The organism is Gammaproteobacteria bacterium, from assembly GCA_013697705.1.
Classification (GTDB): Bacteria; Pseudomonadota; Gammaproteobacteria; order UBA6002; family UBA6002; genus UBA6002.
Window position 1 is genome coordinate 90,998 of sequence record JACCWJ010000027.1, and the last position, 16,149, is coordinate 107,146.

Below are 16,149 nucleotides of genomic sequence, written 5' to 3' on the forward strand. Positions count from 1 at the left end.
ATTATAATGAATGCAGGTATCGAAACAGCTATAAAAAAAGCCAAAAACATTAAAGTCGCCATCTTTGATGTAGATGGAGTGCTAACGGATGGAAAAATTTACTTTACGAGTAGCGGTCTCGAATATAAGGCTTTTCACAGCCAAGATGGCTTAGGCATAAAAATGTTGCTTAGAGCAGGTATTGAAATTGCGATAATCACCGCACGCACTTCTGAACTAGTGCAAAGGCGGATGGACGAGCTCGGAGTTCGGCACGTTTTTCAAGGGCAGGAAAATAAAATCATCTCATACGATATCTTAAAAAACACTTTGGGCGTGAATGATGATCAAATAGCGTATGTCGGAGATGATTTAAATGACGTAGCACCCATTAAGCGTTCCGGATTCGGTATTGCGGTAGCGAATGCTTCACCTTTTGTGCATCAACATGCCGATTGGAGTACCTCACGTCAAGGTGGGTCAGGTGCAGTGAGAGAAGTTTGCGAATTTATATTGAATGCACAAGATTTATTAGCGCCTCTATGTGAGCAATATTTGTGAGTAAACGCGTTTTTTTTATCAATATTACTTTTTTTTTAGCTATTGCTATAAGTGTTTTCTCGATCAAACGCTTTATGGATAGTAGCACGGGGGAAAGAGATTTAAATAACGCAAACAGTCCAGATTCCTACATGGTGGATGCGTCTTATTTACGAACCAATGACAATGGCCAACGCGATGTCATCGTATTTAGCCCTAAGGTAACTCATTACAAAGATCAAGATACGTCCCATTTTCAAAACCCTAAAATTCAAATCTATAAAAATGGCGAAGAGTGGCATATCACATCAAGAAATGCGAAAGGCATTCAAGGAGCAAATACCCTCTATTTATATGACAACGTCAAGGTTAAGCAATTACCTTCTAAAAAAAATGGTAGCACTCTCTTATCCACTAACACGCTCACAATTTTTCCGAAACAAAATATAGTCAGCACTAAAGATTATGTCACGATTGAACAGCCTGGTCTCAAAATTAGCGCCATAGGGCTACGGGGAGATTTAAATACAGGAGACATCCAGTTGTTGTCCAAAACAAGGGGACAATATGATCCGAAACAATCACATTAGATTGGCTGTTTTAGTATTGTTCTGGTGTTTTTTTTCTACAATTTATGCCAAAGATAAGCAAGATATTATTTATTTAGAAGCGGATAATGTTAAATATGATCACAATAAAGGAATTATTAATTACGAAGGTAAAGTCCATGCCATACAGGGGTCGACCAACCTTTGGGCAGATGAAATGTCCGTTTACTACAATGGAAAACATAAAGTAGAAAAAGTAGTTGCCATTGGCAAATTAGCACAATATAAAACACTATTAAATGATAAAGATGTGTTAAAAGCATCTGCCAAAACAATTTATTATTATCCACTTGCAGAAAAAGTAGTGTTACAAGAGGACGCCATGGTGGAATATAATAGTAATCAGTTCGCAGGTCCTTACATCTTTTATGACATGAAAAAAAAGGTGATTTCTTCCCACCCCAGAAAAAATAGCCAAACTAAAATAATATTAGAGCCCATTAAACAACTGAAAACTAATTTATCATGAATATATTAACCGTAAAAAATTTAGAAAAAAATTACAAAACACGCCAAGTCGTCAAGAATGTTTCATTAGAACTTCATTCCGGAGAAGTGATTGGCTTACTCGGACCCAATGGCGCGGGAAAGACCACCAGTTTTTACATGATAGTGGGACTTATTCGTTGCAACGGTGGCACAGTGACTTTAAATGGTGAAGATATTACAGACTTACCTATGCATTTAAGGGCGCGCAAAGGTATTGGCTACCTGCCCCAAGAGTGTTCGATCTTCAGGAAGTTAACTGTTGCTGAGAATATTATGGCCATCTTAGAGTTACGTAATGATCTTTCTAAAGCAGAGCGCCTCAGTAAACTCGACAACCTTTTGACCGAGTTCCACATCAGTCATCTCCGCAATGCAATTAGCATGAGCTTGTCTGGGGGGGAAAAACGCCGCGTTGAAATTGCGCGGGCATTGGCTATGGACCCTAATTTTATCTTGTTGGACGAACCTTTCGCCGGCATAGATCCCATATCAGTCATTGATATCAAACGAATAGTACATCACCTCTGTGGACGAGGCCTGGGTATTTTGATCACAGATCATAATGTGCGAGAAACACTCGCCATCTGCCAAAAAGCCTACATTGTTAATCAAGGAGAAATAATTGCCTTTGGAACACCTACCGAAATACTCAATAACGTCTTAGTTCGCGAGGTCTATCTTGGCAACGACTTCGATTTGTAATGAACCCGCTCCTGAAATTATTGTCCATGGAACTTTCTTAAATATTTATGGGGTTGGTGTGCTTATCACGGGTGAGCCAGGTATAGGCAAAAGTGAGCTCGCTCTAGGATTAATTTCGCGTAATCATCAACTTATTGCTGATGATGCGCCCTATTTCTCTCTGGAAAACAATTGCCTCATCGGCAAAAATCCTTTAAAAAAAGTTTTTTTGTCGGTACGAGGTATCGGTTTGATTGATGTAGGGTTAATATTTGGTCAAGCTAGGGTTAAAATGGGCCACACCCTCGATCTCATTATCCACTTACAGCTGGGAGAGGCCAGCAATACCATAGCGCATTTAAAAGGGCAACATTCCATAAAAGATATTCTAGGATGCTTGATTCCTTGCGTAACAATCCCTATTATCATCCCACGCAATTTAGAGGTGCTAGTTGAAATTATTGTGAAAAAATATTTACTAGAATTAAACAAGGAAGGGGCCTCTGTGGGTAATTTTGAAGAACTTCTTCAAGAAAAAATGGAAACATTTACTTCATGAGCGTTGCGGTATTAATTATTACCCATTATGAAATTGGTCATGCACTCGTTAATGCGCTTCGAACTACCTATGGTGACAGCGTACCTTTAATTTTAGAAACGTTCGAGGTACCCTCTGACGCCGACCCCGATAAACTTCTCCCAGAATTAAATATCATTATTAAAAGACTTGACCAAGGTAACGGTGTGCTCATTTTGACAGACTTATTTGGATCAACACCCAGTAATATTGCTTATGAGTTGCAAAAAGAAAGTCATATTCGAATTGTGACAGGTTTAAATCTGCCTATGCTGATCAGGGTTATGAATTATCCGAGCCTTAGTCTCGCCGACCTGGCTGAAAAAGCAATGAAAGGTGGGCAGGCGGGTATAATTGGATCAGGGGATGTATTGAGTGATTAAACAAAAAATTATAATTGTTAATAAATTGGGGCTGCATGCAAGAGCGGCTGCGAAGCTAGTACACTTAGCCAGTCGCTTTGAAAGCGAAAGCAAGCTAGTACGAGGCGAAAAGTTTGTGAATGGCAAAAGTATCATGGGGGTCATGATGTTAGCAGCCAGCAAGGGAACAGAGATCGAGCTATGGGTGGAAGGACCCGACGAAAATCAGGCTATGACCGCCCTTTGCGAGCTTATTAATGACCGTTTCGGGGAGGGAGAGTAAACCCTGGCTCAAACGGGGGGCAATGCACGTATTTTTTGTTCAAACAAGTAACAAAATTTGCTATTATAATCAATCTCCCTTGCTGACTTTCAAACAAAAGGCCATAGCTTCGAATGAGTGATCCGAGTGACGATCTAGAACAGCATTTTTCAGAATTAACAGACACCTTAGCACCCGATTCTCCTCTTCGCGTATCTTTATACCAACACTATCAGGATAGTATGGGCGAATACGTAGTAAGCCCCATTGAAAAATTATGCGCCTTACATAACTTGTTGAATACACCAGAAAATATTGAAATCTTTACCACACTAAAAAAAAGAAAGCTCCTCGAAGATATCAATTTAGATATATTAAACGTTATTCAAATTAAAATAACACGGCAGTATCAACTTAACCCTATAGCCCCCCCTAAAGAAAAAAATAGACGTACGCGGAAAGCGGGTCTTTTTTTCGCAATTACAATCTTATGCGCCTTGGTCGCTGCATTTGATGGCGCCTCAATAGCAGAAGGACTCATAAGTTCCTTTGCGACATTTGGTAGTGGGGGGTTTTCCAGTGCTTTACTTATCCCCCTACAGCTTATTTTTGCTGGCATTTCAGTGGCCTTATTCTGCGGATTTGAACTTAGCAACATTGCCAAACCGTTAGGAATAAGTATGTTTGGCGTGAACAACCTCGTGAAAAATTATGCCAAACAATCTTTAGTCTATGCTCAAATTTTCACTCTTACTCAAGATGCGCTCATAAGTAAAAGCCTAGACCGTAATCAACTTGAGCAATTAGGTAGGAATTACAAGCTAATTAAGCAATGTTATAAAAGTCTAGACACGAAGGTGAGCCAAGTTAGATATGCACAAGAGAATCCTCCTCGCTGGAAATCTCGAGTACAGTCTGTTTATAAAATTGCAGCTGCGATTTTTTGCGGTTTATTAACTGGGTTTTTGGCCGCTAGTTTCCTTTCCTCCGCTTTACCGTGGATTCTGGGAGCTGGAGTAGCGGGAGGGCCTATCGGAATAGCTATTTCAGTTGGGTTAATTGCTTTATTTGTTATCGGGTCAGCCTTAATATATGCAAACTTCCACGGCAAAGCAGCGTCTAAAGAATTTGTAAATAAAATCTCCGGCACTCCTTCCAATTCTGTTAAGAAGATTGCTGCTAGCGATGGCGTAACAAAAGATAAAATCAGGCTGCTTGATCTGCAACTTGTACAACAGGTAGATTACAAAGAGCTCCAAGAGAAAGAACGTGTGCGAAAAATAGTGCAGCCAGAACAGCAGCTAGGTATGCAACCATTGGCTGGGAGTAAGCCCGAACGGAAGTGGGACAAGCAGCCACCGGCGGAGCCGCCCAAGCTGAGTCAAAACCCTAATAGAATGCAGTTAGGTCCTAATCCGAACATCGAGATTAAAGACCCCGTTGTGGTGAGTAGTAGCTCTACCGAGCTGAGTGTTTAATCGCTTTATTCGCCTGCTATGGTCATGCTATCGATCAATATCGAGCCGGTGTGGATGCGACTTCGCGTGTCAATATCATTGCTTACAGCCACAATATTCATGAACATCTCTTGTAGATTCCCAGCGATAGTTATTTCTTCGACAGGATATTGAATTTTTCCGTTCTCCACCCAATAGCCAAAAGCACCTCGGGAGTAATCCCCGGTGACGATATTAACCCCTTGACCGATGAGCTCTGTGACTAATAAGCCAGTATCCATATTTTTAAGCAGCTCTTCAAAAGAGAGATCACTGGTGGTTATTAATAGATTGTAGACACCCCCCGCATTACCGGTTGTTTGCATACCCAGTTTGCGCGCAGAGTAGCTGCTCAATATATAGTTTTGCAAAACGCCATCACACACAAAATCTTGTTTAAGGGTGCGCACACCTTCACCATCAAAAGGAGCACTCCCCACCGCTTTTGGAAGGTGTGGATGTTGAGTCAAACTAATATGGGAAGGAAAGACGGGCTTATTTAAGTGGTCCACTAAAAAAGAGGACTTTCGATAGATACTGCCACCACTCGTCGCACTGATATAATTGCTCAATAGAGACTTGGCGATGTCTGCGCTGAACACAACGGGTGCAGTGCGGGTGGTAAGACGTCTAGCACCTAATCGGTTGATAGTTTTTTCGCTCGCTTTTCTAGCCAAATCTTCAATTTTCTTCATATCCGCTGCGTTTCTAGCAATAGTGTAATCATAATCCCGATGCATATGACCATTCTCTTGCGCGATTAAAACACAATTAAGGCTATGTTGAGTGGTAAGGTAGGAACCGGTAAAGCCATGCGTATTAGCATACACCTGCAAAGAACGATGGCTTGAAAGTGAGGACCCTTCAGAATTAGTGATGCGGGGATTTTCCATTGCCAAGGTTTCACATTCAATTGTAAAGTCCAATGCGGCTTCAGGCGTAATTTCCCACGGATGATCTAGATTTAAATCTGGATAATCAAATGCCATCTGAGATTTTTCAGCGAGGCCAGAATAAGGATCAGAACTGGTATACTTTGCAATATTGCATGCCTTTGCGATAGTCGTATCAAGGGCGAGAGGCGACAAATCGGATGAGCTAGCCGATCCCGACTGTTGACCAAAAAAAACGGTTATGCCGATGCCTTTGTCGTGATGATGTTCTACCGTCTCTACCTGTTTCAAACGAGACGACACTGTAAATCCCGCCTCTAGACTCATGGTAACTTCTGCATGTGAAGCGCCTTGCTTTTTAGCTTTTTCGAGAATGTCAGCACTCAGGTTTTCATAATGACTTTTATCAAAAATATTCATGTGTTCCGGGTTAACCTCTCAGGATAAGCATTAATCCTCAATATTAGGATTAATGCGCACTTTCTTGTTGTTTAACTTTTTTCCTACCTGGGCTCCCATGAACCACTAATACCTCTTGATCATCAGTAATAACTTGAGGCAAATGCTCCAAGGCGACTTCAAGGACTTCATCTATCCAACGCACCGGTCGAATGTCTAAATTTTGGGTAATGTTTTTAGGAATTTCTTTTAAATCTCTTTTATTCTCGGCTGGGATAATAACGGTTTTGACTCTGCCCCGGAGCGCCGCGATTAGTTTTTCTTTTAATCCGCCGATAGGTAATACTTCACCTCGCAAGGTGATTTCCCCTGTCATTGCCACATCTGCCCTCACTGGAATCTTAGCCAGCGTTGAAACTAATGCAGTACACATGCCAATCCCTGCGCTAGGTCCATCTTTTGGAGTGGCACCTTCAGGTACATGCACGTGGAAATCATACGCATGGAAGAAATCTTCTGGTATGCCTAGTAATTTTGCTCGACTTCTAACCACTGTCATTGCCGCTTGGATAGATTCTTGCATCACATCCCCTAAACGACCGGTAAAAGTTGACTTGCCCTTGCCCGGAATTGCTACCGCCTCTATCTTGAGGAGCTCTCCTCCAAACTCGGTCCACGCCAATCCGGTGACTTGGCCCACCTGATTATCTTTGTCAATTTCACCATAGCGGAATTTCTTAACGCCTAAGTATTTTTCAATATTCTTACTCGTGACGATACGTTTTTTCATAGTTGGTTTAAGAATAATTTCTTTCACCACCTTACGTGCAATTTTAGAGATAGCGCGTTCCACACTTCTGACACCCGCTTCACGCGTATAATGTCGAATAATTTCTCTAACGGCTTGTTCTGTAATTTTGATCTCTTCTTCTTTAAGACCACTGCCTGTCTGCTGTTTTGGAATCAAATATCGTGTGGCGATATTGATTTTCTCTTCCTCGGTATATCCCGCCAACCTAATAACTTCCATACGGTCAAGCAAGGCTGGAGGTATGTCTAACGAGTTCGCTGTAGCAATGAACATCACGTCTGATAAATCGTAATCCACTTCTAAATAATGATCATTAAAAGTCGAGTTTTGTTCTGGATCGAGCACTTCGAGTAAGGCTGAAGCAGGGTCACCCCTAAAATCCATGGCCATTTTATCCACTTCATCCAACATAAACAGAGGATTACGTACTTTTACTTTGCTTAATTTTTGAATTATTTTTCCGGGCATAGAACCAATATACGTTCTTCTATGACCCCGAATTTCAGCTTCATCGCGAATCCCGCCCAAAGAGATACGTACAAATTCTCGGCCAGTAGCATTAGCAATAGATTGGCCTAAGGAGGTCTTACCCACCCCAGGAGGCCCTACGAGACACAGGATAGGTCCTTTAACTTTTTTGGCGCGTTGTTGCACAGCTAAATATTCCAGAATTCTTTCTTTAACTTTTTCAAGCCCATAATGTTCTCGTTCTAGAATATCTTCGGCTTTCTTCAAATCGTCACTAACTTTAGTACGTTTCTTCCAAGGAACGCCTAATAACCAATCAAGATAATTCCGAGAAACAGTAGCCTCTGCTGACATAGGAGGCATCATTCGAAGCTTATTAAGTTCTGCCATCGCCTTATCTTTGGCTTCAGCAGACATGCCGGCTTTATCAATTTTTTCTTTAAGTTGATCGATATCGGTGCCGCCACCCATCTCATCAATCTCACCAAGTTCTTTTTGAATCGCCTTCATTTTTTCATTGAGATAATATTCGCGCTGACTTTTTTCCATCTGCTTCTTAACGCGATTTTGTATTTTTTTCTCAATTTGCAACAGATCCATCTCAGCTTCTAGATAAGCTAAAACAAGCTCCAAGCGTTCTAAGATAGAGGTGGATTCTAATATTTTTTGTTTATCGACAATTTTGAGGGGAACATGCGCTGCGATAGTATCCGCTAGCCGAGCCGGATCATCAATGCTGGAAAGTGAGGTCAAAATCTCAGGAGGTATCCGTTTATTGAGTTTCACGTATTGTTCAAACTGCATTAGCAATGAGCGAATAACAACTTCCATGTCGCTCTGCGGCCCTGAGATATCCTTCATAAATTGAATATCAGCATTATAAAAATCTTCTTCCTCCGTAAAGCGGATAATATGGGCACGTTTATTGCCCTCTACCAATACTTTTACAGTTCCATCAGGAAGCTTTAATAGCTGTAAAACAGTTGAAATAGTTCCCACTTCATAGAAGTCTTCAATGGTGGGCTCGTCTACGCTGGGGTCTTTTTGTGCCACTAAAAAAATTTGTTTACCATCATTCATCGCAGAATCTAAGGCCTTAATTGACTTAGGCCTACCCACAAATAATGGAATTACCATATGAGGATATACTACAACATCACGCAATGGTAAAACGGGCATATTTGAAAGTGTTTTCTTGTCGCTCATAATTTTAATCTTCTCTTTTTTAGGCTATACCTTACCACTTAATCAGAAGCAGCTCTCGATGGTTCCTTATTCTCATATATTAGTATAGGAGCTGATTCTGCATTTATGACAGAATCATCAATTACAACTTTGCTCAACCCTTGAATGGACGGCAATTCATACATGATATCTAATAAAACATTTTCAAGGATAGATCGCAGGCCACGGGCTCCAGCTTTACGAGAAAGGGATTTTTTCGCTATGGCGCGGAGTGCCGAATCTCTAAATTCAATATCCACCTGCTCCATCGAAAATAATTTTGAATATTGCTTAGTAAGGGCATTTTTAGGTTCAGTTAGCACGCGGATTAAGGCTTCTTCATCAAGCTCTTCGAGAGTCGCTAGTACAGGTAAACGACCGATGAATTCAGGAATCAAGCCAAATTTAATCAAATCTTCTGGTTCTACACTACGCAGTAAATCACCGGTCTTTCTTTCTTCCTTACTTTTGACTTCAGCAGAAAAGCCAATACCACCCTTCTCGGTTCTTTCTCGGATAATTCTATCTAGATCAGCAAAAGCTCCTCCACAGATGAACAGAATATTCTTCGTATTCACATGTAAAAATTCTTGTTGTGGGTGCTTTCGACCTCCCTGCGGGGGGATACTGGCAACAGTCCCTTCAATCAATTTTAAAAGAGCCTGCTGAACTCCTTCACCCGAAACGTCACGGGTTATGGAAGGATTATCAGATTTGCGTGAAATCTTGTCGATTTCGTCAATGTAGACAATACCAATTTGAGCTTTTTCAACATCATAATCACATTTTTGCAAAAGCTTTTGGATTATATTTTCAACATCTTCCCCAACATACCCTGCTTCGGTAAGGGTAGTGGCATCTGCAATCGCAAAGGGTACATTTAATACTCTGGCGAGTGTTTCTGCTAATAACGTCTTGCCTGAACCCGTAGGCCCTATCAATAAAATATTACTTTTACTCAACTCAACATCGTTATCGTCATTCGCATTGGATTCGATGCGTTTATAATGATTATAAACTGCAACTGAAAGCGCTTTTTTAGCAAAGGATTGACCTATAACGTATTCGTCAAGCGCAGTTTTGATTTTTTGCGGTGTGGGCAACTTGTTTTGAGCTTCGGGAATCTGTTTGGTGAGCTCTTCTTCGCGGATAATGTCGTTACATAGCTCGACACATTCATCACATACATATACAGAAGGTCCAGCAATCAGCTTTCGGACTTCATGCTGACTTTTGCCGCAAAATGAGCAGTAAAGAACCTTGTTTTCGTCGGTCATTAGCCCTACCTCGTAAATTCAACCACTACATATATGTGGGTAGTAAGTTACTATTTCAATTATAGATAATAAATTAATTATGAGATGCGGGAGTGATTGTCATCCCTTATCCTCAACCTCAGCGGTTTTGGAGCTCGAAGTGCCGGGAATATTGACTCGGTTGGTAATCACCTTATCTATTAAACCATAGGCTACCGCGGATTCAGGCGACATAAAGTTGTCTCGATCAGTATCTTTGCGAATTTGCTCAATGGGTTTGCCGGTATGCATTGCCAAAATTGCATTTAATGTTTCGGCGATTCGAAGGGTTTCTTTTGCGTGGATTTGGATATCAGTGCCTTGACCTTGATAGCCACCTAAGACTTGGTGAATCATCACCGTTGAATGGGGCAGACAATAACGCTTGCCTTTAGCGCCTGAAGCAAGCACTAGTGCTCCAGCACTCGCAGCATGCCCAATACAAAGTGTACTGACGTCAGGCTTAATGAATTGCATAGTATCGTAAATAGCTAAGCCCGCTGTTACTACACCACCTGGAGAATTAATATAAAGGTTAATGTCCTTATCTGGGTTTTCAGATTCTAAGAATAATAATTGAGCGATAATTAGATTGGCCATATGCTGCTCAATTTCACCTACGAGAAAGATCACGCGTTCTTTGAGAAGGCGGGAATATATATCATAGGCACGTTCGCCACGAGCTGTCTGCTCGACTACCATAGGGACCAATTGATTAATCATCTTCACCTCTTTGCATACCTACATTCATTAACTCTTCGAACGAAACGGGTTTATCGACGACTTTAACTACCTCTAAGATTTTATCTATGGCCTGCTCTTCTAAAACCATGCCTTCAACTTCAGCTAAAGCTTCCTTATTGCCATAGTACCAATTAACAATTTCATGAGGATGATGATAGCCAGAAGCAATTTGATCTACTCTATCTCTTACTTTAGCAGCATCTACCTTCAATTGGTTGTCCTGTATCCACTGTGATAAAAGAAGACCTAGGATCACATTTTTACGTGCCTGATCTTCGAAATGTTCCCGCGGCATTAGTGGGCCTTCTTTCTGCCCAGTTTGAGCTGAAAGCTGCTTTTGCATCATTTTTTGTAAACGTTTGATTTCTTCTTCAACGGCTGCTTGGGGCACATCGATTTCATTCTTTGCTAACATTTTGTCTATGATTTGAACCTTAACCTTGTCACGTATGCGACGCTCAAGCTCATTTTCTAGGTTCTGACGAACTTCAGTTTGTAAACCCTCTAAAGAGCCATTAGAAACTCCTAAATCAGCCGCAAAGGCATCATTAAGGTCAGGAAGCTCAGCTTCCATGACTTTGTTAATTTTCACTGCAAACTTTGCCGGCTTGCTGGCATATTGTTTAGCATGATAATCCTCTGGAAATACAACCTCGGCTTCAACCGCGTCGCCTGCTTTTGCCCCTAAAATAGGCTCTTCAAAACCAGGTATCATCATTTTGCTACCTAATTCTAATCGGAAATCTTTTGCAGAGCCTCCTTCAAAGGCTAAATTATCAATGAATCCTTCGAAATCAATAACAACTAGATCTCCTGGGGCTGCAGCACGATCAACCTCTTTCCAGTTAATGTTTTGTTTACGAAGCTTTTCGATAACATCAGTTACATGTGCTTCATCGATCTTTGTTGCAGGTTTTTCAATAGTTATATCCTCGATGTCGAGTTTAATCTCAGGAAAAACCTCGAAACTGGCTTCATATTGCAGTGGAGCATTGACTTCAATGTTTTTTAATTCAATTTGAGGTGTACCTGCAGGGTAGAGGTTTTGCTCTTTGAAGGCCTGTTGCAACGTCTGCCATAAGATATCTTGTATGACTTCTTGACGCACAGCTGGGCCATATTCCCTTTCAACCACTGTTTTAGGAACCTTCCCCTGTCTAAAACCTTTTCTTGTGACTGTTTTGGCTAGATCTTTAATGCGTTTGTCGACTTCTTCTTGAACTTGCTGTTGGGGAACAGTGACTTTAATTTTGCGTGATAAACCACTCAAGTTTTCAACTTCTGACTGCATTTAATTTCCTCTTATTGAACAATTGCAAATGGTGCGAGAGGAGAGACTCGAACTCTCACAGGTTACCCCACTGGAACCTAAATCCAGCGCGTCTGCCATTTCGCCACTCTCGCATAAAACGGATAAAACAAAAGGTATCTTGAGGCTGATCCTTAATTTGTAATTACAAAGAGTAATTCACTTAATTTTAGTATATATTTCAATGGGTACTCCCCCGAACTTCTAAGAATAATATTCTTATTAAATGTTGACAAGGAATTAAGTGAAATCACTGTCACTGGTCAATTAATGATCACCCCTTTTCAAGGACGCGGGAGAGGACTCCAAACGACCCTCTTCAGATCCATGAGGGCTATGAAGCACTTTTTCAAACTCACTAATCATCCCGTGAGGATATCTTTTTCCATTCACATAGATCAATAAATTTTCATCTTTATGGTGTAAGTACATAGCCGCATGCTTAGCCAACCTCTGATTACCCTTGATTGAAATACGCTGCTTGTGAGTAGACATAAAATCATCGACCATTTTGACAACCAGCTTTTGTTCTTCTGGAGTGTAACCATGCTGCCTAGCAAATACCTGTTCTGATGCCTTGATGGTGTTTAAATAATCAGGAGTGCGGTGGTAATGAACTCGTTCTTTAGACTTCAAATATACCAGGCTCGTGCCTTCTACTGCTACAGGTGTTTCAATAGGGTCTACAATCGGGTCAGCACTCGATCGAAAACCATCGTGCTTTTTCAGCTCTAAAACATCTTCAAACTGTTCATTTCTATGCAGAGGTTCGACTAGATGGGTTTGCTGCAGATAAGCTTGATTCATTAATTCCTCAAATTTTGTAATCTTTTTAGACGAAATCTCTGAATGTTTAAAAACCGGCATAAAAGTTTCTGCCGTGTGAAGGGTTTTTCGCAGCTGCTCTAACAATTCGAAATGGCTCAATTTCGTTGTTTCAGGATGCTCTATCTGCTGCAATATGGAATTAATTTCTTTACTAAAATGCAACAGAAATTTCTTAATGGAATTATTAAAATACTTTTTGAGATGATTAAGCTTTTTGATAGCTTGCTGAAAAGGCTTACTTGTCGGGTAGAAATAAGGGTAGCTGGTTGCAAAATAATTTAATTGTTTAATAGTCTGAGAAAGCTCTAATAAGCGCGAGCTATTTTTTTCCATGGTTTCAACATCAGTTGCTGCATTAATGACTGCCACACTATCGCGCAAACTATCAATATTATGAGGGGTAAATTGTACCTGAATAACATCCAACAATTTTTCTTTCTGCAGAAACTGATACCGAACTAAAGCCTGTAATACATTAAACTGTTCTTTATTAACTTTAACCGCTCTCGTCTTAAGCGTGGATTCAACAAATCCATTGAGTGTATGCAACTGTAAGTTAGGATCATTCAACAATTCGTTAAGACGCGTCTTAGCATGCTTATAGTTTTCCAAATACTCTTTGCTTTTTTGATCATAGGCTCCCGTGCCTTGGGGAAATTGTTTGGCAATTTCGTTAATGCGGTCCACATACAACTCTTGTTTCAATGCCTTGTTAATTGCATCTATTACCGCATGTGGCATCTTACATTTTGTCAACGTACGAAATGTAGTAGTTACTTCACTTCTCTCCGGGAGTCTGGTGTTAAGAGCTAATGTGTCTAATGCTGATGCTGCAGTCGCCCTTTGAGGATAATCCACCTCTAACAAACTGAAAATGGTGTCATATAATTCGGGAGGAATTTTATGTGCAGAAGTGTTTTTAATTTTTTGTAACTCATTTCTGAAGTAGCCGAATAGATCTTGCTTTTCATCATCTGAAAGATATCTGACACTTCGCAATATCCCCTGCCCTGCTTTTATACAGCCACACAATTCTAGTAAAGTAAGCCCCACCCGCCAATTATCCAACCCTTTCATATAATCAATTTGCTCATAGATAGGATTATTGGTCATAGTTAAATGATGTAACTCCGGAGAACAAAAAAGGGTATCGATCATAGCTGAGACTTGAAATTCTTCATTTGCATTAAAGTCCGCCGGCCTCGCGATGTAGCCACCTCCAAAATCAGATACGTAAATATTGCCGTCATTATTAATCAATAAATTACTTGCTTTAAAATCGCGATGAAACATTTGAGTGTTTTGCATTTGAGTAAATGTTGAGAGAATAATTGAAGCGGTGTAAATAAGTATTCTATTTCGTTCTGGGCCGTCTAGATATTTCAAAAGTGATTTTAACTGTAAACCAGAGCCCAGTGTGGCAAGAGGCATAAATTGATAGATTTTATGTCCACCCTTAGAGGAAGGAGCATCCAATATGCCGAGCGGCGCCATCACATTTGGAATATTTTGTTTAATCAGTTCACGGCCATAACAATATTCTCGAAACGTACTTTGAATCTCCATTTCTTTGCCGGGTTCCCACTTGGTTTTTTTTACAGCAAGAAATTGACCATTACACCTTGCTAAACGTACCCTTCCAAAATTTCCTTCTCCAAATACAAGCCGACCATTGGGACCGATAGGGAGGACCCCCGCAGGGAGGTGGAGTGATTTTAGTACTTCTTTTTGATTCGCTTGAGTACGAAGATTGCTCCATAATTCAAAAGTGGTTCCTTCAGGCGCAATGAGCCTAGAGTGACCAATTTCAAAGGGACCAAAAGTAACCTTGCTTTTTCGAGTTGCAGCCATAGTACATCACCTATTTATTAGACACAGTATACTCCACCTATTCTCAATAAGTATTATGAAAAGCTTAAATAGGCGGTCTATTTAGGATAATATTTTTGTAGGCGGAGGGGTATATGAGATTGACTCACCATTGCGTTATCTTGTGGTTTTTCCTTGATTCCGCTTTGCTGCATCAAGGCTACTGTTTCTATAGAGTTGCCTTGAGGCCCCCAGTCATTTAATCCCTTTCTCGTCAACTTGAGGGCAAAGGGATCTATAATAAAATTAAAAGGAGACAATCATGATTAGAGGGATTTTATTTTTAGTGGGCGCCTTTTTTACTGTTAATGGCTTTGCTGATTCGTTATATCAAGCTGACGTAGGCGGCTATTCTAGCGGCGCTGGTGTGGGGTTAGGTGTGGGTGTAGGAAGTGCAGGCGTCCCTTATACTGCTCAAAGTGGCGTCCCGGTATATGGTGGTTATGGGCCCACTCCAGGGGCGGTCAGATCAGCCATCCCCTATGATAACTTCACCTATCCTTATGGGTCAGACTGTTGTGGCTGTAACCGCTGCAATAATTGTGAAACAGGGTATGGGGATCGCCGTTAGGCTTAAGATGAAATTAAAGCGTTGCAATAGTAATATATCCAGGGGTTTTTGCTCTTGTTTAATAAAAAACATCGGTTTACTATGGTATTTTTATTAGAAATATAATATGAACAGATCACAACATTAGGAAGAGATATATGAAGAGAAAAAATATTTATGTAGTAGCTACTGGATTATTTTTCCTAATTAGTAGCTTTTTGAGCTTATCAGCTTTCGCACAAAAACCTATTACCTCTCTGAAAGAAAACACCCAAGTTCTATTTATTCAAGTGGCTAATGCAGGCGAACTCGTGCCAAATAAAAATGAAGCCGGATCGTATCGGTTGACGTTAAAAAATGTTGATCCCTTCACCAGTTATTTTACCGATCGCCCCAATCGCGTCACTGGGATAGTGCCTACTCAGGAATTTGTATCTATGTGGCAAAATCGTGATATTCAATCTAGCCCACCGAATGTGGCGATAGAAACGTCTGACCTCAAAAATGGCCACAAAATAAATCGTGTATTTGTGCTCTCTAACCCTGTTTATGATGCACAAAAACAGGAAATCACTTACAGCGCTAAATCGCTCTCGAAGGAACGCACCCATAAGCCGATCTCAATGGGATACACCGTTTTATTTATTGATGATTTTCATTGGCACGGTAACAAATTTGGCTAATATGATACTCATCAGGGGAGACCAGCTCCCCTGATTATTCCCTCTTTATCCAGTTACATTCATACTTAAAGGTAGATACGTC

General features: G+C 40.7%; 16 protein-coding genes and 1 tRNA gene. 10 read left to right on the plus strand and 7 right to left on the minus strand.

What is annotated here, in order from left to right:
- Window positions 1–6 precede the first annotated feature (6 nt).
- From H0U71_06820 to H0U71_06855, 8 genes are all read left to right on the plus strand, one after another.
- A complete protein-coding gene (locus H0U71_06820; GenBank protein MBA2654763.1) occupies window positions 7–540 on the plus strand; it encodes an HAD hydrolase family protein in 534 nt (177 codons plus the stop codon).
- Complete coding sequence (lptC, locus tag H0U71_06825; GenBank protein ID MBA2654764.1) at window positions 537–1,109, plus strand: LPS export ABC transporter periplasmic protein LptC; 573 nt, start codon at window positions 537–539, stop codon at window positions 1,107–1,109. Before H0U71_06820 ends, lptC begins: the two co-directional genes overlap by 4 nt.
- Window positions 1,087–1,596, plus strand: coding sequence for a lipopolysaccharide transport periplasmic protein LptA (gene lptA / locus H0U71_06830; GenBank protein MBA2654765.1), 510 nt, complete (start codon window positions 1,087–1,089; stop codon window positions 1,594–1,596). The genes lptC and lptA overlap by 23 nt, the downstream gene beginning before the upstream one ends.
- A complete protein-coding gene (gene lptB / locus H0U71_06835; GenBank protein ID MBA2654766.1) occupies window positions 1,593–2,318 on the plus strand; it encodes an LPS export ABC transporter ATP-binding protein in 726 nt (241 codons plus the stop codon). The genes lptA and lptB overlap by 4 nt, the downstream gene beginning before the upstream one ends.
- Complete coding sequence (locus H0U71_06840) at window positions 2,296–2,856, plus strand: hypothetical protein (protein ID MBA2654767.1); 561 nt, start codon at window positions 2,296–2,298, stop codon at window positions 2,854–2,856. Before lptB ends, H0U71_06840 begins: the two co-directional genes overlap by 23 nt.
- Complete coding sequence (locus tag H0U71_06845) at window positions 2,853–3,257, plus strand: PTS sugar transporter subunit IIA (GenBank protein ID MBA2654768.1); 405 nt, start codon at window positions 2,853–2,855, stop codon at window positions 3,255–3,257. Before H0U71_06840 ends, H0U71_06845 begins: the two co-directional genes overlap by 4 nt.
- Window positions 3,250–3,519: an HPr family phosphocarrier protein gene (locus H0U71_06850; protein ID MBA2654769.1), complete on the plus strand. Its 270-nt coding sequence runs from the start codon at window positions 3,250–3,252 to the stop codon at window positions 3,517–3,519. The genes H0U71_06845 and H0U71_06850 overlap by 8 nt, the downstream gene beginning before the upstream one ends.
- Before the next feature lie 113 nt (window positions 3,520–3,632).
- Window positions 3,633–4,976, plus strand: a complete 1,344-nt coding sequence (locus H0U71_06855) for a hypothetical protein (protein ID MBA2654770.1) — start codon at window positions 3,633–3,635, stop codon at window positions 4,974–4,976.
- 5 nt (window positions 4,977–4,981) lie between these two features.
- Here the strand turns inward: H0U71_06855 and pmbA are convergent, their stop codons facing one another.
- The 7 genes from pmbA to H0U71_06890 all read right to left on the minus strand — a co-directional run bounded on the left by pmbA (window position 4,982) and on the right by H0U71_06890 (window position 14,816).
- Complete coding sequence (gene pmbA, locus H0U71_06860) at window positions 4,982–6,307, minus strand: metalloprotease PmbA (protein MBA2654771.1); 1,326 nt, start codon at window positions 6,305–6,307, stop codon at window positions 4,982–4,984.
- Between the two features lie 49 nt (window positions 6,308–6,356).
- Window positions 6,357–8,771: an endopeptidase La gene (gene lon, locus H0U71_06865; GenBank protein ID MBA2654772.1), complete on the minus strand. Its 2,415-nt coding sequence runs from the start codon at window positions 8,769–8,771 to the stop codon at window positions 6,357–6,359.
- Between the two features lie 38 nt (window positions 8,772–8,809).
- Window positions 8,810–10,066: an ATP-dependent Clp protease ATP-binding subunit ClpX gene (gene clpX, locus H0U71_06870; protein ID MBA2654773.1), complete on the minus strand. Its 1,257-nt coding sequence runs from the start codon at window positions 10,064–10,066 to the stop codon at window positions 8,810–8,812.
- Window positions 10,067–10,165: 99 nt separating this feature from the next.
- The gene (gene clpP, locus H0U71_06875; protein ID MBA2654774.1) at window positions 10,166–10,804 is read right to left on the minus strand and encodes an ATP-dependent Clp endopeptidase proteolytic subunit ClpP; all 639 of its coding nucleotides are present in this window, start codon (window positions 10,802–10,804) and stop codon (window positions 10,166–10,168) included.
- Complete coding sequence (locus H0U71_06880) at window positions 10,800–12,119, minus strand: trigger factor (protein MBA2654775.1); 1,320 nt, start codon at window positions 12,117–12,119, stop codon at window positions 10,800–10,802. Before H0U71_06880 ends, clpP begins: the two co-directional genes overlap by 5 nt.
- Window positions 12,120–12,148: 29 nt before the next feature.
- Window positions 12,149–12,232 (minus strand) — tRNA-Leu (locus tag H0U71_06885).
- 172 nt (window positions 12,233–12,404) lie between these two features.
- On the minus strand, window positions 12,405–14,816 hold the full coding sequence (locus H0U71_06890) for a protein kinase family protein (GenBank protein MBA2654776.1): 2,412 nt from the start codon (window positions 14,814–14,816) through the stop codon (window positions 12,405–12,407).
- Window positions 14,817–15,096: 280 nt separating this feature from the next.
- On the opposite strand from H0U71_06890, the gene H0U71_06895 reads away from it, so the two are divergent.
- Together H0U71_06895 and H0U71_06900 are read left to right on the plus strand one after the other, a co-directional pair.
- Window positions 15,097–15,405, plus strand: a complete 309-nt coding sequence (locus tag H0U71_06895; protein MBA2654777.1) for a hypothetical protein — start codon at window positions 15,097–15,099, stop codon at window positions 15,403–15,405.
- Window positions 15,406–15,542: 137 nt separating this feature from the next.
- On the plus strand, window positions 15,543–16,067 hold the full coding sequence (locus tag H0U71_06900; protein MBA2654778.1) for a hypothetical protein: 525 nt from the start codon (window positions 15,543–15,545) through the stop codon (window positions 16,065–16,067).
- The last annotated feature ends 82 nt before the right edge of the window (window positions 16,068–16,149 follow it).